Source organism: Thalassospira sp. MCCC 1A01148 (assembly GCF_001613795.1).
Taxonomy (GTDB): Bacteria; Pseudomonadota; Alphaproteobacteria; order Rhodospirillales; family Thalassospiraceae; genus Thalassospira.
Genome location: NZ_LPVZ01000021.1, coordinates 70,151 through 87,663, shown reverse-complemented (window position 1 = coordinate 87,663; position 17,513 = coordinate 70,151). Strand labels below are relative to the sequence as shown.

Genomic DNA, 17,513 nt, shown 5'->3' with positions numbered 1-17,513 from the left:
GTTATTTCTTGCTCCAGTTCGCGGGACGTTTTTCCAGAAAGGCACCGACACCTTCGCGGCCCTCGTCGCTTGCGCGTTGATCGGCAATGCGCTGTGCTGTGTCATCAATCACGGCATCTGAAATCGGTTTGTTGGCGACGGCATAAATCAGGTTCTTGGCGGCATGCATGGCGTCTGGCCCATTGGCCAGCAGGATATTTGCCATTTCCTGTCCACGGGCAGTCAGTTCATCGGTTGTGGTGATTTCATGCACCAGCCCAATCTGCTGGGCGGTGTTGGCATCAAATCGCTCGGCGGTCAGGAAATAACGCCGTGCGTGATTAACCCCGATGGCCTCCACAACATAAGGCGAAATCACCGCCGGGATCAGGCCAAGCTTGACTTCCGACAGACAGAAACTGGCACGATCGGACGCGATCACGATGTCACAGCACGCAGCCAGACCAACCCCGCCGCCAAAGGCAGCCCCGTTGACCAGTGCGATGGTCGGTTTTGATGCAAAATTCAAAACCTTCATCAGTTTGGCAAGTGCGCGGGAATCAGCAAGGTTTTCAGCATGGCTATAGCCCGCCATGCGCTTCATCCAGTTAAGATCCGCACCGGCCGAAAAGCTTTTGCCAGCCCCGGTCAGAATGATCACGCGGACCGCCGGATCGGCTTCAAGCGCCTCAACCTTGGCCGTCAGATCGGCGATCAGGGCATCATCAAAGGCATTGTGAATTTCCGGGCGGTTCAGCGTGATGGTCGCAATTCCGGCATCGGTGATTTCACAGATCGCCGCATCGGATATGTTATCGGTGTTTACATTGCTCATGGCGGCCTCACATTCTAAAGACGCCAAACCGGGTTTCCTCGACCGGTTTGTTAAGCGCAGCTGACAGGCCAAGACCCAGAACCATACGGGTATCGGCCGGGTCAATCACACCATCATCCCAAAGCCGCGCGGATGCGTAATAGGGATGGCCTTGTTCTTCGTATTGATCGCGGATCGGGCCCTTGAACTCTTCCTGCTCGGCCTCTGGCCAGGTTTCGCCGCGTTTTTCCATGGCGTCGGCGCGAATTTGCGTCAGCACATTGGCCGCCTGTTCGCCGCCCATGACGGAAATGCGGGCATTTGGCCACATCCACAGGAAGCGTGGATTGTACGCACGGCCACACATGCCATAGTTGCCCGCGCCAAATGAACCACCGATCAGGACGGTGAATTTCGGGACATTTGCGGTGGCAACAGCGGTCACCAGTTTCGCGCCATCCTTGGCGATGCCACCACTTTCATATTTGCGGCCAATCATAAAGCCGGTGATGTTTTGCAGGAATACCAGCGGAATACCGCGCTGCGCGCAAAGTTCGATGAAATGCGCACCCTTAAGCGCGCTTTCGGAAAACAGGATGCCGTTATTGGCAATGATACCGACCGGATAGCCAAAGATGCGGGCAAAGCCGGTCACAAGGGTCGTGCCATACTGTGCCTTGAACTCATCAAACTCCGACCCATCAACGATGCGCGCGATGATTTCGCGCACGTCATAGGGCTTCTTGGTGTCGGTTGGAACCACGCCATAAATCTCGCGCGGGTCATAGGCCGGGGCGCGCGGTTCGGTCAATGTCAGGCCCGGATTTTTCGTCCAGTTCAGGTTTTTGACAACATCGCGTGCAATCGACAGCGCGTGGCTGTCATCCTGTGCATAGTGATCGGTTACACCTGACGTTTTGCAATGAACATCAGCCCCGCCAAGATCCTCGGCCGAAACGACTTCGCCCGTCGCGGCCTTTACCAGCGGCGGACCACCCAGAAAGATCGTGCCTTGTTTGCGGACAATGATGCTTTCATCGGACATCGCCGGAACATAAGCACCACCCGCGGTGCAGGACCCCATGACAACCGCGATTTGCGGGATGCCTTTGGACGACATGGTTGCCTGATTAAAGAAGATGCGCCCGAAATGGTCGCGATCCGGAAATACATCGTCCTGACGGGGCAGGTTGGCACCGCCACTATCGACCAGATAGATACAAGGCAGGTTGTTTTCGAGTGCGATTTCCTGTGCGCGAAGATGCTTCTTCACCGTCATCGGATAGTAGGAACCACCCTTGACCGTGGCATCATTGGCGACAATCACGCATTCGACGCCTGAAACACGGCCGATGCCGGTAATGATGCCCGCCGCCGGAACGTCTTCGTCGCCATACATGCCATGTGCGGCAAGCTGTGAGAGTTCGAGAAACGGGGAGCCGACATCAAGAAGCTGGCGAATACGTTCACGCGGCAGGAGCTTGCCGCGTCCGGTATGACGGTCGCGGGCGCGTTCACCGCCCCCCAGTTTTACCGCTGCGATCTGATCGCGCAGATCGGAAACCAGCTTTTCCATATGGTCGGCATTGTTGCGGAATTCTTCTGAACGGGCATTAACCGCAGATTTCAGTACCGTCATCGTCCGTTTTCACCGTTTATTGTTGTGGGCAATTCGGCCCGCTTACAGGGTGTTTATGGCTGTTGTTATGGGTGAAGTTTACGTAAACGTCAATATTAAATCGGTATTTTAGTACCGAAATTATCTATATAGGATTTGACGTTCTGGTAACGGATTGAATTGACGTGTTTGTTGCGTCCGCGAAAGGGGCGCGCACGTCGATGCGCAGGTGCAAAAGGTCTGGTCAGATCCGGTCTTGGTGGGTGTGGGGTGATGTCAGTCGATCAAACTGCCTGCTGCGTTCTTGCGCAGTGAAATCCACTGCGCCAACTGATCAATGCGGTCATTCCCAAAGAAGGGCTCGTCTTCATAGAAGAAGAACGGCGAACCAAAGGCACCCATGGCAATGGCTTCTTCGGTGACAGTGCGCACATGATCTTTCCATTTCTGGGATTCGACGGCTGCGCGCATTTCACTGGCATTGATCGAATGGCGGGTCGCAGCGGCAAAAACATTTTCCGGGTTGGACATATCAAGTCCGTCGGCGAAATAGCCGCGATAGATATCCTTGGCAAACTTGCGCGCCAGCGTCGGAGATCGTGATTCAAGCCAGTAATAGGCACGGGTTGGAACCAGTGCCGCATAGGGGAAGTTGTCGGGAATTTGGAATGGCACGTTTTGCAGGCGTGCACAGCGTTCCATGTCGTGTCGGAAATAGGGGCCGCGGATCGGTTGATCAAGAAGCGGGCTTTGGCCGGTTTGTTTAAATGCAGCGCCAATCATGAAAGGGCGCCAAACGACCGTGACGCCATTGCGCTTTTCGAAGTCTTCCATCCGTTCGGCGGCAAGGTAGCCATAAGGTGACGAGAAATCAAAATAGAAGCTGACTTCAGACATGTTCCTGCACCTGTTTTCCGTTCTGTTTTCACCAACAACTTTTCCGACAGATCTGACGCCTGCTTGGGTGGAGACGATTTTGATCTATTAAGTTGTTGCGAATCAACAAAAAAATATAGGCCTATGCCATGGTCACGGGATCACGATACCCGGTCGGACTTTTACTTCTTCCATCACAACATATGTATGAGTCTGACCGACACCCTGAACAGAAGACAGGCGTTCAAGGAACTCGCGGTAAGCATACATGTCCTCGACGCGCAGTTTCGCAAGATAGTCAAAGCCACCCGCGACCATGTGGCATTCTTCGATCTCGGGGAGCTTTTTGATCGCCGCGGCAAAGACGTCAAAGACGTCGGGTGTGGTGCGATCAAGGGTGATTTCAACGAAGACCACCAGCGCCTGGTTGAGTTTGCGCGGGTCGAGAGTTGCCATATACCCGGTTATGAAGCCGTTCTGTTCGAGGCGACGAACGCGCTCAAGGCACGGGGTCGGGCTGAGGTGGACCCGGCGCGACAGCTCAACATTGGACATGCGACCATCATTTTGCAGTTCGCGGAGGATCTGTTTGTCGATCTTGTCCAGGCTTTTGTGGTTCTTCTGCATTAAGGACACCCATCCAGTGTATGTGACTGCATTAATGTGAAAACAATGGATGATATATCGTATTTCTTGGAAAATTGGCAGCACATTTTTCGGGTGAAATAATATTGTCGGTAACCATAGAGGTGTAACAGGCCCCGAAGCGCTTGGAATTACGTGCGTTCTTCGGGGGTGGCAAAAGTCAAACATCAGGGAGAGGCTTTAGAAGATGTTCCGTACCGAACTGCCCAAGCCAAACGAAATCCGTCAGAAAATTCGCGATTCCTATCGCGCCGATGAAGAGACCGTTGTTGAAAGCCTGATCGAAACCGCGCGTCTTTCCCCGGAACAAACTGCGCGTGTTCAGGGTCGCGCCTATCAGCTTGTCGCGCGTGTCCGCGACGCTGATAACGGCAAAAGCGGCATTGATGCCCTGCTGCATGAATACGAGCTTTCGAGCAAGGAAGGCGTCATCCTCATGTGTTTGGCTGAAGCTTTGCTGCGCGTGCCTGATGCGGTGACTGCAGACAAACTTATTCAGGACAAGCTGTTTGATGCCGACTGGCAAAGCCATCTGGGCCATTCCGACAGTTTCTTTGTCAATGCCTCGACCTGGGGATTGATGCTGACCGGGCGCGTGATCAAGTTCGGCAAGGCGGAAAAAGCCGATCCGGGCCGCCTGATCAAACGCATGATCGGCCGGTCTGGCGAGCCGGTTATTCGCAAGGCATTTAACCACGCTATGCGAATCATGGGACGCCAGTTCGTGATGGGCCGCACCATCGATGAGGCATCCGAGCGCGCCAAGGCGAATGAAGAAAAAGGCTATCGCTATTCCTATGACATGCTGGGCGAGGCCGCCCGCACGATGGAAGACGCTGATCGCTATTACAAGGCCTATGAAACTGCGATTCACGATATCGGACGTGTTGCCAATGGTCGTGGGCCGATTGATAGCCCGGGTATATCGGTCAAGCTGTCAGCGATTCATCCGCGCTATGACTTTGCCAACTATGAACGGGTGATGACCGAACTGACCCCGCGGCTTAAGGAGCTGGCCCTGTTGGCCAAGAAATACGACATCGGCTTTACCGTCGATGCCGAAGAGGCCAACCGGCTTGACCTGTCGCTTGATGTCATCGGTACTGTCTTTGCCGACCCGGATCTTGATGGTTGGGAGGGCTATGGTCTGGCGGTTCAGGCCTATCAGAAGCGTGCCTATCATGTTCTGGAATGGTTGGCCGATCTTTCAGACAAGGTCGGGCGCAAGATGATGGTCCGACTTGTCAAAGGCGCCTATTGGGATACCGAAGTCAAATTCAGTCAGGAAAACGGCTTTGACGGCTATCCGGTCTTTACCCGCAAGGCATCGACCGATGTGTCGTATCTGGCGTGCGCGAAATACATGCTGTCGCGCCGCGATGCGTTTTATTGCCAGTTCGCAAGCCACAATGCTCATACCGTGGCATCAGTTCTTGAAATGGCGGGCAATGACCGCACCTTTGAATTCCAGCGCCTGCATGGCATGGGCGAAGCCCTCTATGAGCAGATCGTCGATAAAAACGGCGAAAACATTCCGTGCCGCGTTTATGCGCCGGTTGGCACCCATGAAGACCTGCTGGCTTATCTGGTGCGTCGTCTGCTGGAAAACGGTGCGAACACCAGCTTTGTGAACCGTATTCAGGACGAACAACTGCCAATCGAGGAAATGATCGCCGATCCGATTGAAAAGATGGCAGCCCTTCCGCGCAAGGGGCATCCAAAGATCCCGGCGCCGATTGATCTTTACGGTGCGACGCGTGTGAACTCGCGCGGGATTGACCTGACCGATACCGAAAAGCTTTTGCCACTGAGTGCCAAGCTTGCAGGGATCAAGGACAAGACCTGGAACGCAGCCCCGCTTATTGACGGCAAACTTGTTTCCGGAACACCGGTGGATGTCATCAATCCGGCAAAACTGAACGAGAAGGTTGGTGACCTTGTTCAGGCGACAGAGGCCGACGTCGAGGCCGCCGTGGTGGCGGCCGTCAAGGGCTATGAGACCTGGAACAAGACGCCGGCAAGTGATCGTGCGGCAGCACTGCGCCGTCTGGGCGATCTGCTTGAAGAAAACATGGACGAGTTCATCGCCCTGTGTCAGCGCGAAGCAGGTAAGCTTTACCTTGATGGCGTTGCCGAAGTACGTGAAGCGGTCGATTTTTGCCGCTACTACGCCAACCGGGCAGAGGAAACCTTCCGCGAAGGCAGCCCGCTTGAAGGTCGTGGCGTTATTGTTTGCATCAGTCCATGGAACTTCCCGCTGGCGATCTTCCTTGGGCAGGTGACCGCGGCGCTGGCAGCAGGAAATGCTGTTATTGCCAAACCGGCAGAGCAGACTTCACTGGTTGCAGCCCGTGCGGCAGAACTGATCCTTGAATCCGGTGTGCCCGGCTCGGCATTCCATCTGGTGCCGGGGCCTGGGCGTGTGATTGGTAATCAATTGATCAATGATCCGCGCATTGCCGGGGTGGCCTTTACCGGGTCAACCGAGACTGCGCAGCTCATCAACCAGGCGCTTGCAAAGCGCCCGGGCGTGCCGTTGCCGCTGATTGCCGAAACCGGTGGTCAGAATGCGATGATTGTTGATTCGACCGCACTCCCCGAACAGGTCGTGCAGGACGCGATCATTTCCGGTTTCCAGTCGGCTGGTCAGCGTTGCTCGGCCCTTCGTGTCCTGTTTGTACAGGAAGACATTGCTGACAAGCTGTGTGACATGCTGGTCGGTGCGATGAAGGAACTTCGCGTCGGTGATCCGAAGTTCCTTGATATCGATGTCGGTCCGGTGATTGACGAAAAATCGCGCAAGGTTCTTGAAGCCCATGCGGAACGCATGAAGAAGGAAGCCAAGCTTTTGCATGCTTGTGACACGCTTCCGGAGTGCGAGGGCGGCAATTTCTTTGCGCCGCATTGCTTCGAAATTCCGTCAATCAATGTGCTGGAACGCGAAGTGTTCGGCCCGGTCGTGCATGTGGTGCGTTACAAGGCACGTGACATTGACAAGATCCTCGATCAGATCAATGCATCGGGCTATGGCCTGACCCTTGGTATCCATTCGCGTATTGACACGACTGTACGGGAAATTTCCCAAAAGCTGCGCGTCGGGAACTGCTACGTAAACCGCAACCAGATCGGTGCGGTGGTCGGTGTGCAGCCGTTTGGCGGGCAGGGTAAATCCGGTACCGGCCCAAAGGCGGGTGGTCCGCACTATGTCGAGCGCTTTGCCAAGCCGATCGCACATGAAAATACCATCTCCAACGACGAGGCATCAGACGATCGCGCGCCGATCATCGTCAAGGATGTCATTGCAAGCAACGAATATGCCGCGATGTTGGCAGCCCAGGAAGAATGGCAGGCCACCGATGGCAATGCACGGGTGACCATTCTTGAAAAGCTGTCAGCTAAGATGGAGGCATCTGGCAACGATGCCCTGATCGCCGGGGCGGATCATGTTGCGAACTTTGCTGCCCTTTCGGAGAACGGCTTTGTCGCGCCGACCCGCATGCCCGGTCCGACCGGTGAAACCAACGATCTGTATTGTCAGGGGCGTGGTGTTTATCTGGTACAGGCAGACAAGGATGCCGATGCGGCAAAAGTCATCCGTCATTTGGGGGCGGCACTTGCCGCCGGTAATGCGGTGATCCTTGCCGGCGATCAGAAATGGCCTGCTGATATTCCGGCACTGGCACAGCAGGCGGGCCTTCCGGCCAAGCTTGTTAAGGCTGTCGGGACCAATACCGGCCTTGGTGCGATGTATGATGGGGACATCGCGGGCGTATCGTGCGTGGCGTCGCTTGATCGGGTGACGTCGTTCAAGCAGCTTCTGGCCAAGCGCGATGGCGCAATCCTGTCGCTGATTTCCGATAGCGGAGCAGAGGATGACGGTGCATTGCCTGATGAGGCCTTCCTGCATCGCTTTGCGACGGAAAAGACAATCACGATCAACACCACGGCAGCCGGGGGCAACGCATCCCTGATGTCGATGGAAGAAGATTGATCTGCGAATTGGACCGGGAAGAAATTCCCGGTCCATTTTTCTTTCATTCATGATCTCTGAAATAGGATGCGTTTGCCCGGTTTGATGTTGGGCTTTTTTTTGTCAAAATTGGCTGCGATAGGTATTTACCGGAACAGTTGACGTCCTGCGGCGTTGGAACTGACGCAAGAAAATCGACCCATGTCGTGCAGGCATGAACAAGGAGAACAGGAATGATCAAGGTGACCCGCGGTTTCGGCCGTGTCCTGAAAACGGTATCGGTATGTGCGCTGCTGGCAGTGCCGCTTGCGGCTTGTGGGCCGCTGCAAATGCCGTTGGAAGACCGCACAGGCAATGACCAGTGGCTCGATACCCAGATCAAGTCCGGCATCCTTGGGGAGTTCTCCAAGGTCGATCACACCTATCTGATGGATGTGAATATCGATATCTGGGAACAGAATGTCATGGTCACCGGTATGGTGGATTCCAAGGGCAAATATTACGACGTCATGTCGATGGTCAAGCAGGATAACCGGATCAAAACCGTCCATGACCATCTGGTGATCGCCGATCAGGAAACGATTGATGCCTATCATCAGGCCGAGGACGAATATGGCAAGAATGCCGTTCCGACGGATTCGGCCACCCAGTCAGTGTCCGATGTCTGGATCGAAAGTCAGATCAAAGCATTGTTATTGGCCGAAAAAGGTGTGACGTCAGTCAACTATCGCTGGCAGTCGGTCAAGAATGTTGTCTACATCATGGGCGAAGCGCAAAGCGATGCAGAGCTTGAAAAGGTGCTTTCCATCGTGCGCCGGATCAAGGGTGTGACCAAGGTAGTGAGCCACATCACAACCGCCTGATCCAGGTTAACTCCCTGTAATATATAAATTGTTTCGAAATTCCCTGCAGGCATCCGGTCTTGCGGGGATTTTTTTTGTTCGGATTGGATGCGAAAGTGTTTGAAAACTATTCGCATTTGTCATAGAGGTCAGAGCACGTAATTAATAACTGATTGCAATCGCACCATGTATGTCTGCATTTGTAATGCGCTCAAGGAAAAAGACGTCCGCCATGCCGCCGAGCAGGGCGGGGCGACACGTCCGGCGGAAGTCTTCCGCTTCCATGGCTGCGCGCCGCAATGTGGCAAATGTGCCTGTCATATGCGTGCAGAACTGCTGCAGGCAAAGACCTGTGGCAATTGCGATTGTGATGATGCAGCCGCTGTAACGGCCAATATCGAACCGATTGCCGCCGAGTAGGGCGCTTCCAGATATTCAAGCGATACGAAAAAGGCGAAGCCATACGGCCTCGCCTTTGTTGTTTGTGCCTAATGCTGATGCTGTTGATCGGCGCAGTTATTTCTTCAGGCCAAAGCGTTCCTCGGCCAGGCGGTCTGCGACAAAGCCGGTCGACAGGTTCTGGTCCTTGGCGCGTTTGAAAATCTCGCGCACGGTTTCACCGATGCCTTCGATGTGCATGTTGGTTTCAGCGACTGATTTACCTTCACGGCAGAAATAGACTTCCACAACCCCGCCCGCGTTGATCACATAATCCGGTGCATACAGAATACCTGCTTCATGCAGCATTTCACCGTGTCGATCATGTTCCAGCTGGTTGTTGGCTGCGCCGGCGATCACGCTGACCTTTAGGCTTTCAATGGTGCGATCAGTGATCACGCTGCCAAGGGCGCAAGGTGCCAGAATATCGGCGTCGACCGCCAGGATTTCATCGACCGAAACAACGGTTGCATCAAATTCGATTTCTGCTGCCTTGGCATTGGCTTCATGAAGGTCAGCGACAATCAGTTTTGCACCGTTGGCATGAAGCATCCGGCACAGATGATATCCGACATGCCCCAGCCCCTGAACAGCAACGCGCATGCCTTTAACGTCTTCTGTGCCATGCTTGAAGCGCACCGCTTCCTTGATGCCGATGAAGACGCCATAAGCAGTAAATGGTGATGGATCTCCGGTGCGTTCCGGGTCCTTGCCATCATTGATGCCGCCGACATGCTTTGTCTGGCTTGCTATATGGCCCATGTCCCCGGGGCTGGTGCCGACATCCTCGGCAACGATATAGCGACCGCCAAGTTGTTCGACAGCGCGGCCCATTGCACGGAAAAATTCCGGTGTCTTCTGGCTGCGCGGGTCGCCGATGATGACGGACTTGCCGCCGCCAAGTGGCAGATTGGCAAGGGCCGACTTATAGGTCATGCCCCGTGACAGGCGCAAAACATCATGGATGGCTTCCTGTTCAGTGGCATAGGGCCACATTCGACAGCCGCCAAGTGATGGGCCCAGATTGGTGTTATGAACCGCGATGATGGTTTTCAGGCCGGTGGTTTTGTCGCTGGCAAAGACAACCTGTTCGTGGTCATCAAATGCGATATCGGAAAAGACGTTCATCCTCTTGCAGCCTCCTGGCAGCATCATTGTTCTGGTGCAGATTGTTTTCTGCTTATTCCTTTATGTTTGATGCATTGGGTGGATGATCAATTTCTAATTCCACAGATATCGAAAAAAGACCGTTTCGGTTGAGCTGTTGTTGTGGTGTGGAATTATGCTGAGCTTGCCGGAGTGGCTTTGTAATTTTATTGCGCAAGGTGTGCGCTGCAAAATGTCGGGTTAGCAGAAATAAGCGCCAAATCTGGCTTGGTTGGGATTCTATTTTTGCGGATTTCGTCGGCGGTAATTTCGAAACGTTTTCAACTTACGACATTATGCTGCAGTGCACTTCCGGTGAAACGCCCTGAATCAGGGATATGATCATGCAGCCATGTCAAATTCGCACTTGAAACCGGAGCAATTAATCTGGAAATATCAATTAACCGGACAATTTACGGCTCGTTAAGGTGCGAAACGTAGACTCATGGTTGGGTATCTTGTGGTTGAGATTCCCGGTTCAGGACAGGTTGGCGTCTGGGCGGCGCCAGCGAACAAAAAGTAAGGAGAGCGGCGGAAATGTCTGCATTCACAGACCATCGCCAAACCGTATTCGAGGTTGAACTGCACAATCAGGCTGTGCGCGAATGCGTCAAAGAGAACCGATCCCACGAACTCTTTGATGATCGCTGGGCTGATGTTCAGACTCATGAAGTTGCGGCAAGCGACGAAAACAAGGCCCTTGCCATGATCGAAAATAGCTATCCGTCCGAAGACGGTTTCGTTGTCGATCACGTCAAACGCCTGGGATAAAGCGCACCAAACATTCTCTAAAAAAAGCGTGGTCAGTTTTGCTGCCACGCTTTTTTTGTCTCAAGCGCCAAATGACGCAGGCGCTGAAGGTTGAGCCTACTAAGACGTCAGTTTCCCAAGCATTTCCCGCCCCTTGGCAACGGCGAACTTCTGGGCCTGTGCAAAGGTTGGGTTTGGCGGCATGATCAGGGCATCAGGGTCCACCGGAACCTGAATGACGGTTGGCTTGTTGCTTGCGAATGCTTGCGAAAGTGCGCTGGAAAGCTCCTTTGAGTTTTCAGCACGCAGCCCAAGACAGCCACAAGCTTGTGCAATGGCCGCCATATCGGGGTTTTTGAAGCCGATGGCGTGTTCGGGCAGGCCCTTTGCTTCCTGCTCCAGGGCGATAAAGCCAAGCTTGCTGTTGTCAAAGACAATGGCTGTGATCGGCAGGTCGTATTCGGCAGCAGTCAAAAGTTCGCCCATCAGCATGTTGAACGCGCCGTCGCCAGCAATCGCAACCACTTGACGGTCAGGGTAGGCAAGCTGGGCACCATTGGCCCCCGACAGGGCAAAGGCCATGGTGCCAAGGCCGGATGACAGCGTGAAGCGTTGGTTGCGTTTTACCCGCAGATGTCGCGCGGCCCAGGCCGTCGTCGTTCCGGTATCAACCAGGAAAATGGCATCATCGGCTGCGTGTTCCCCGATGGCTGACATGACGCTTGCCGGATGAAGCGGAGTCTTGTCGGAAGTCTCGATCTTCGACCAGTCTTCCTGCTGGTCTTTGACTTTCTCGATCCAGTGTTTGCGCTGCGTTTCAGTGTCCTTGGGCGTAATGCGATCCAGAAGACCCTGTACCGACAACTTGGCGCTTCCGATCAGGGGGGCATCAATATCAAGCCTTCTGCCGATCTGGCTGCGCTTGGTGTCAATCTGGATGGTTTTGGCATCTTTGGGGAAGAATTCCTGATAGGGGAAATCCGCACCGATGATGCAAAGCAAATCACAGTCTGCAACGGCATCCTGTCCCGGTTTGCCACCCAGAAGTCCCAGTCCGCCTATGCAAATGGGATCCTCGTCATCAAGCCAGTCTTTGGCGCGCAAGGTTCTGACGATTGGCGCATCAATCCTGTGCGCCAGATCAAAGATTTCCTGCGCGGCCTCGGCACCGCCAATGCCAGCAAGAATGACCGGCTTCGAGGCCTGATCAATCAGTTTGGCTGCATGGTCAAGGTTCTCACTTGACGGGGACACTTCGCGGGCTGCAAGCAATGTTGCGATATTGACCGCACCATCTGAACAATCGGCACTGGCGATGTTGTTGGGGATGCAGACATGTGCGGGTCCCCGATTTTCGATCGCGCTTTTGCAGGCTTCTTTCAGGATCCGCGCGGCCTGTGCCGGGTCCATGATTGTTTCGGAATAGACGGTTACGTCCTCGAACAGTTTTTTCAGGTCCACTTCCTGATGATAGTCGGTCCCGATATACTCTGACTCAACCTGCCCGGTGATTGCCAGAACCGGTGCATGGTCGTGACGGGCATCATAAAGGCCGTTCAAAAGATGGATCGCGCCGCCGCCAGCGGTGCCAACACAACAAGAAAGATTGCCGGTCAATTTTGCCTGTGCCGAAGCAGCAAAGGCACCACCCTCTTCGTGCCGGACAAGGACAAAATCAATGTCATCCCTGTTTTCAAGGGAAAAGGTAATATCATTGATGGCGTCGCCGGGAATGCCAAACACGTGTTTGACACCAAGGTCGCTGAGAAGATTGATCGCGATATCGGCAACTTTCATAAGGAAGCTCCTTGGTTTCAATGGTGAGAAGCCGCAAACGACAATCGCATCAACGGCCAGGATTAATCAGGAAAGCCAAAAGGCATTCATGGTTTCTGCCACGCGTTTGAACGAAGCAAGGTTGGCGCCATCGCGATAATTGACAATTTTTCCATCCGGACTGTTTTCGATACAGTCCTTGTGAATTTTGGCCATGATTTCGCGAAGGCGTTTGTCGACGTTTTCCGTATCCCAGCGCAGGCGCTGCGCATTCTGGCTTTGTTCAAGGCCGCTGACCGCCACACCGCCCGCGTTTGATGCCTTGCCGGGGGCATGCGGAACATTCGCTTCATGCAGGATTTTCTGGGCCTGTGCCGTCAGTGGCATGTTTGCACCGTCACACACCATCATCACCTTGTTATCGACAAGGTTCCGGGCGTCGTCCTCGTCAAGTTCGTTCTGGGTTGCGCAGGGCAGGGCGATGTCGCACTCAAGCCCCCACGGTTTTTGGTCTTCCAGGAACGAACCGGCCTTTCCACCGTCAAACTCCGAGAGCGATTTGCGCTGGTTGTTTTTCCAGTCGTCAATCTGATCGAGAAGTTCCTGGTTCGTGCCATCGGCAAAGTGCATGGTTCCAGAGCTGTCAGACAGGCTAATGACTTTGGAATCAAGCTCTATGGCCTTGCGTGCGGCATGCAGCGCAACATTGCCCGCTCCGCTGATCGCAACGCGTTTGCCATTCAGTTCCTTGTTTTCCTGATCAAGCATATGACCAAGGAAATAGATGCAGCCAAACCCGGTCGCTTCTGCACGGCCAGCACTTCCGCCAAAGTGGCATCCCTTGCCGGTTAGCGCGCCGGTCCACTTTTGGGTCAGTTTGATGTAGTGACCAAACAGAATGCTGATCTCGTTTCTGCCAACGCCGATATCACCGGCAGGCACATCGGTATCTGGCCCGATATGCCGATATAATTCCTGCATGAAGGCTTGGCAAAACCGGCCGATTTCTTGCGGGGATTTGCCTTTTGGCGAGAAGTCGGCACCGCCTTTGGCCCCGCCCATGGGCAGGCCGGTCAGACTGTTTTTCAGGGTTTGTTCAAAGCCCAGAAACTTAAGGACACTGGTGCTGACCGTGGGGGCAAAACGAAGGCCGCCTTTGTAGGGGCCCATCGATTGGTTGAACTGAACGCGCCAGCCGCGATTGACCTGTATCTGATTGTCATCGTCTTCCCACGCCACGCGAAATTGCAGGACGCGGTCGGGTTCGGTGCATCGTTCAAGGACCGCGTTTTTACGCATTTCACGTTGATCAAGATACCAACCGGCAACGGAGCCGACCACTTCCTCGACAGCTTGGTGAAATTCCGGCTCGTTGGGTGTTTTGTCTTCAAGCCAGTTCAGAAAGTCCTTTTGAAAGTCAGATGCACTTTGTGTCATTGAAATGCGGGCTTTTTACTGTTTCTGCTGCTCTGCTTAACGTGCCAGAGACAGAAAAGTGCCCGCATAAAATTTTATGCGGGCAGATCCCGTGTTGGTTAATGCACTTTGCTAGATGTTCTGGGCAACCGCTCTTTCAACGAAATCAAGGCGATCCTGGCCCCAGAACATCTCGTTGCCAACGAAATAGGTTGGGACACCAAAAATGTTGCGATTGCGCGCAGACTGGCAGTTGGCATCATAGATATTGGCGATCGCGGGCAGATCAGCATTTTCCAGATATTCTGTCGAAAGACCATTTGAGACCAAAGCCTCGCGCACGGTGGCTGGCAGGGAGATATCACGTTCGCGCAACCAGATATCACCCATCAGGGTCTCGGTCAGGTCGCTGACATCCCTGCCATCATCCTGAACTGCGATGATGGTTCGCGCTGCAAGCGTCTCGTCAGCCGGGAAATATTTGGGGTGCAGGTTGATCGGAATGCCCAGATGATCAGACCAGCGTTTCAACTCGACAAGGCGGTATTCCTGACGTGGTAGAGGGCGTTTCGCCAAGGGGACTCCCCCGCCATGTTCCCAGACATCTGCAGCCCGACAAGGTTTGTGGATGATGTCCACACCATGCTTTTTCGCGATCTCGACCGCGCGGCGAAACCCGAAAAAGGACCATGGTGACTGGACAAAGAAATAGTGAATAATTGGCTCGGACAACTCGGCCTCCTGTGTCTGCAATGCAGATGCTGTTTTCAGTACATTCACACTGCCCAAGCAGACATGCTTCGTCAAACACCCGTCTTGTCGGGGCCGCCAAAATCAGTTCATATGTTTGTGATAATTGTGCGCGGTGAATGCGTAAGGCTCAGTAATCCAGCCACCAAGCATACTCTTCAATGCCTGCCATCAGAACGCCGTCAAAGCCAAGCTTCATGATGTTGCCAAGATAGCTGCTTTCGTTGCCAAAGATGATGCTTTGCCATTCACGGGTCCAATAATGGACATGATGTTCCTGTCCCCAACGCGCCATGAGATTGCCTTCGCTGACATAGTCGGGGCTTCCGGCGCGCCAGCCACTTTTCCAGTAATAGCGATATGTCTCAGCCGTTGCGATATTGAGATAGGAAATCAGAACCCGCGGTGTTCCGGTCTTCTTGTAGCGAAGCCGCTTCATATCATCATAGGTCAGTGGAATGGTGCCGCGATGGAACGGGTCAATGATCAGCGTATCGTAATTGGTCGCGGCCAGTGCCTCGATATAGGCGTCCTTGGTGCCATAGGGCGAGCTATCAAGCACCATGGCAAAATTGTTGGCTTGGCGGATGTTGTCGATCACATGCGGGTTTGACCCGAACGGCGTACTGGGAACCTTTGCCAGTGATGACAGCTGCATGCCCGGTGGCGGAGCGGCATAATAAAGCGCATCGAGCCCTTTAAGCTGCGCGCGCGCCTTGTTCATATCGGCCCGGTTTTCGGTGTAATCGACGGCAAGGTATTGCAGGCCTTCAAGTTTAAGGCGTTCAAGATAGCCAAGAATATATTTGGTTTCTTCGGCGTTGGTCGGTTCGCCATAGTTTTCGAAACCATAGAAAGGTGCTTCGACGAGAATGGCGTCAAGCGCGCGGAGATAGTTTCTTGCCGGTTCGGCAACGCCGCGTGTGTCAAAAAGGGTTTTCTCAAGGAACTCGGTCAACTCGAGGCCATTCATCGCGATCACCGCGAAATCACTTCGATAGCTTTTCGCCCATCGACTGATCGCGATAACGTAGTCGCGCATTTCCTCGATGAAGTCTTTTTCGGGTTTGCCGGTGTTTATGCCACCGGATCTGCCGTTGCTCAGGCTGTTGGGGGCCGGGATGAAGGGTTCAAGATCCTGCGCGTACGCGCCCAGTGGCGTCGTTGCCAACAGCGCACCGCCAAGCCCGGCAGCGCTGTTGCCAAGAAACTGTCGGCGCGACATTGATTTGGGCGCAACGCCATTGCCGGACGCGACCGGTGTCGGTTGGATCTGCCGTGACTTGCTGTGACGTTGCTTGGCCATGCCTTTGTCCATCGCTGATTATATTGGCGATATTATGATGCCGCCTGCATCTCACCTTGCTGCGTGATCAGGTCAGTCACCCGCTTGCCGATCGCAAGTGATGCAGTAAGGCCAGGTGATTCAATACCATAGAGCATTACAAGACCATTAAGGCCGTGCTGTTTTTCATCAGCAATCATGAAGTCGCGCGCAGCTTCGCCCGGGGCCTGGATTTTCGGGCGCACCCCGGCGTAACCGGTTTGCAGGGCAGCTTCATCAAGATCGGGATAGTATTTGCGGATGGCCTCGGCAAAGGCGGTCCGGCGTTCTTCGGGCACGTCGTAGTTCGGTGAATCCACCCAAGTAACATCGGGGCCAAAGCGTGCCTGACCACCCATATCGAGGGTCAGGTGAATTCCAAGCCCCGCCTGTTCCGGGGCGGGATAGATCAGTGTGGAAAACGGTGCCTTGCCTGACAGCGTGAAGTAACACCCCCGCGCATAGTGCTGTGGCGGGACGGTTGCGGGCGGAAGGCCTGTAAAGTTTCTGCCCAGTGTCTGGCTGTGCAGGCCGCCTGCAACGATCAGTTCCGCACAGGTCAGGCTCATTTCTTCGCCTTCCGCATCGGTTGTGCTGACGGTGTAAAGTCCATTCTCGAAGCTGACAGCAGTGACCTTGGTGTTGATTGCCAGTGTTGCACCATGGTTTTCGGCTTCGCCCAGCAATGTGACCATCAGTTGGTGACTGTCGACAATACCGGTCGACGGGCTTTGAAGGACGCCGACGCAGTGCAGGTTCGGTTCGCGTTCCCGTGCCTCATCGCGGGACATCCAGACAAGGTCGGTCACGCCGTTCTCGGATGCCTTGTCCTTGATCCCGGCCAGCGCAGCCATTTGGTCTTCTGCCGTTGCAACGATCAGCTTGCCGGTGCGTTTGTGCTCGATGCCGTTTTCTTCACAATAGCGATACAGCATCTCGCGTCCGGCGACACAGAGCTCGGCCTTCAGGCTGCCTTTCGGATAATAGATTCCCGCATGAATGACTTCGCTGTTGCGCGCGCTGGTCTCGGTGCCAATCGCGTCATGCTGTTCAATGATCAGAACTTCGCGGCCCGAAAGTGCAAGAGATCGGGCGCACGCCAGTCCGACGACGCCGGCCCCGATGACGATGGTTTGAATGTCTGCAGTCATGATCACTAAATGTCTTGG

Annotated in this window: 14 protein-coding genes; 4 read left to right on the top strand and 10 right to left on the bottom strand. The window is 54.3% G+C overall.

The window, feature by feature from the left end; translation table 11 throughout:
* Position 1 precedes the first annotated feature (1 nt).
* The 4 genes from AUQ43_RS16715 to AUQ43_RS16700 form a co-directional block, all read right to left on the bottom strand.
* The gene (locus AUQ43_RS16715) at positions 2-814 is read right to left on the bottom strand and encodes an enoyl-CoA hydratase/isomerase family protein (protein WP_062957455.1); all 813 of its coding nucleotides are present in this window, start codon (positions 812-814) and stop codon (positions 2-4) included.
* 7 nt (positions 815-821) lie between these two features.
* Positions 822-2,432 (bottom strand): carboxyl transferase domain-containing protein, encoded by a 1,611-nt coding sequence (locus AUQ43_RS16710; RefSeq protein WP_062957454.1) that lies wholly within the window; start codon positions 2,430-2,432, stop codon positions 822-824.
* Between the two features lie 255 nt (positions 2,433-2,687).
* Positions 2,688-3,308: a 2-hydroxychromene-2-carboxylate isomerase gene (locus AUQ43_RS16705; protein ID WP_062957453.1), complete on the bottom strand. Its 621-nt coding sequence runs from the start codon at positions 3,306-3,308 to the stop codon at positions 2,688-2,690.
* A 132-nt stretch (positions 3,309-3,440) separates the two neighbouring features.
* Positions 3,441-3,914, bottom strand: coding sequence for an Lrp/AsnC ligand binding domain-containing protein (locus tag AUQ43_RS16700; RefSeq protein WP_062957452.1), 474 nt, complete (start codon positions 3,912-3,914; stop codon positions 3,441-3,443).
* A gap of 205 nt (positions 3,915-4,119) precedes the next feature.
* On the opposite strand from AUQ43_RS16700, the gene putA reads away from it, so the two are divergent.
* From putA to AUQ43_RS16685, 3 genes are all read left to right on the top strand, one after another.
* Positions 4,120-7,923 (top strand): bifunctional proline dehydrogenase/L-glutamate gamma-semialdehyde dehydrogenase PutA, encoded by a 3,804-nt coding sequence (putA, locus tag AUQ43_RS16695; protein ID WP_062957451.1) that lies wholly within the window; start codon positions 4,120-4,122, stop codon positions 7,921-7,923.
* Between the two features lie 212 nt (positions 7,924-8,135).
* Positions 8,136-8,765: a BON domain-containing protein gene (locus AUQ43_RS16690; protein WP_062957450.1), complete on the top strand. Its 630-nt coding sequence runs from the start codon at positions 8,136-8,138 to the stop codon at positions 8,763-8,765.
* Positions 8,766-8,930: 165 nt separating this feature from the next.
* On the top strand, positions 8,931-9,164 hold the full coding sequence (locus AUQ43_RS16685) for a bacterioferritin-associated ferredoxin (protein ID WP_062957449.1): 234 nt from the start codon (positions 8,931-8,933) through the stop codon (positions 9,162-9,164).
* A 96-nt stretch (positions 9,165-9,260) separates the two neighbouring features.
* On the opposite strand, the gene AUQ43_RS16680 is transcribed toward AUQ43_RS16685, so the two are convergent.
* Entirely contained in the window at positions 9,261-10,310 is a 1,050-nt protein-coding gene (locus AUQ43_RS16680; RefSeq protein WP_062957448.1) for a Glu/Leu/Phe/Val dehydrogenase dimerization domain-containing protein, read from the bottom strand.
* 555 nt (positions 10,311-10,865) lie between these two features.
* Here AUQ43_RS16680 and AUQ43_RS16675 point away from each other — a divergent pair.
* Complete coding sequence (locus AUQ43_RS16675) at positions 10,866-11,099, top strand: hypothetical protein (protein ID WP_062957447.1); 234 nt, start codon at positions 10,866-10,868, stop codon at positions 11,097-11,099.
* A gap of 99 nt (positions 11,100-11,198) precedes the next feature.
* On the opposite strand, the gene AUQ43_RS16670 is transcribed toward AUQ43_RS16675, so the two are convergent.
* The 5 genes from AUQ43_RS16670 to AUQ43_RS16650 form a co-directional block, all read right to left on the bottom strand.
* Positions 11,199-12,875 (bottom strand): thiamine pyrophosphate-dependent enzyme, encoded by a 1,677-nt coding sequence (locus tag AUQ43_RS16670; RefSeq protein ID WP_062957446.1) that lies wholly within the window; start codon positions 12,873-12,875, stop codon positions 11,199-11,201.
* 66 nt (positions 12,876-12,941) lie between these two features.
* The gene (gdhA, locus tag AUQ43_RS16665; protein ID WP_062957445.1) at positions 12,942-14,291 is read right to left on the bottom strand and encodes an NADP-specific glutamate dehydrogenase; all 1,350 of its coding nucleotides are present in this window, start codon (positions 14,289-14,291) and stop codon (positions 12,942-12,944) included.
* A 111-nt stretch (positions 14,292-14,402) separates the two neighbouring features.
* Positions 14,403-15,002 (bottom strand): 2-hydroxychromene-2-carboxylate isomerase, encoded by a 600-nt coding sequence (locus tag AUQ43_RS16660; RefSeq protein ID WP_062957593.1) that lies wholly within the window; start codon positions 15,000-15,002, stop codon positions 14,403-14,405.
* 148 nt (positions 15,003-15,150) lie between these two features.
* The gene (locus AUQ43_RS16655; protein WP_062957592.1) at positions 15,151-16,326 is read right to left on the bottom strand and encodes a hypothetical protein; all 1,176 of its coding nucleotides are present in this window, start codon (positions 16,324-16,326) and stop codon (positions 15,151-15,153) included.
* A gap of 32 nt (positions 16,327-16,358) precedes the next feature.
* Entirely contained in the window at positions 16,359-17,495 is a 1,137-nt protein-coding gene (locus tag AUQ43_RS16650; protein WP_062957444.1) for an NAD(P)/FAD-dependent oxidoreductase, read from the bottom strand.
* Positions 17,496-17,513 lie beyond the last annotated feature (18 nt).

Bases quoted from the DNA above. Each gene is read 5' to 3' on its own strand.
- AUQ43_RS16690 (WP_062957450.1), top strand. From the start codon at position 8,136: ATGATCAAGGTGACCCGCGGTTTCGGCCGTGTCCTGAAAACGGTATCG.
- AUQ43_RS16715 (WP_062957455.1), bottom strand. From the start codon at position 814: ATGAGCAATGTAAACACCGATAACATATCCGATGCGGCGATCTGTGAA.
- AUQ43_RS16705 (WP_062957453.1), bottom strand. From the start codon at position 3,308: ATGTCTGAAGTCAGCTTCTATTTTGATTTCTCGTCACCTTATGGCTAC.
- AUQ43_RS16670 (WP_062957446.1), bottom strand. From the start codon at position 12,875: ATGAAAGTTGCCGATATCGCGATCAATCTTCTCAGCGACCTTGGTGTC.
- AUQ43_RS16685 (WP_062957449.1), top strand. From the start codon at position 8,931: ATGTATGTCTGCATTTGTAATGCGCTCAAGGAAAAAGACGTCCGCCAT.
- gdhA (WP_062957445.1), bottom strand. From the start codon at position 14,291: ATGACACAAAGTGCATCTGACTTTCAAAAGGACTTTCTGAACTGGCTT.
- putA (WP_062957451.1), top strand. From the start codon at position 4,120: ATGTTCCGTACCGAACTGCCCAAGCCAAACGAAATCCGTCAGAAAATT.
- AUQ43_RS16655 (WP_062957592.1), bottom strand. From the start codon at position 16,326: ATGGCCAAGCAACGTCACAGCAAGTCACGGCAGATCCAACCGACACCG.
- AUQ43_RS16650 (WP_062957444.1), bottom strand. From the start codon at position 17,495: ATGACTGCAGACATTCAAACCATCGTCATCGGGGCCGGCGTCGTCGGA.
- AUQ43_RS16710 (WP_062957454.1), bottom strand. From the start codon at position 2,432: ATGACGGTACTGAAATCTGCGGTTAATGCCCGTTCAGAAGAATTCCGC.
- AUQ43_RS16700 (WP_062957452.1), bottom strand. From the start codon at position 3,914: ATGCAGAAGAACCACAAAAGCCTGGACAAGATCGACAAACAGATCCTC.
- AUQ43_RS16675 (WP_062957447.1), top strand. From the start codon at position 10,866: ATGTCTGCATTCACAGACCATCGCCAAACCGTATTCGAGGTTGAACTG.
- AUQ43_RS16680 (WP_062957448.1), bottom strand. From the start codon at position 10,310: ATGAACGTCTTTTCCGATATCGCATTTGATGACCACGAACAGGTTGTC.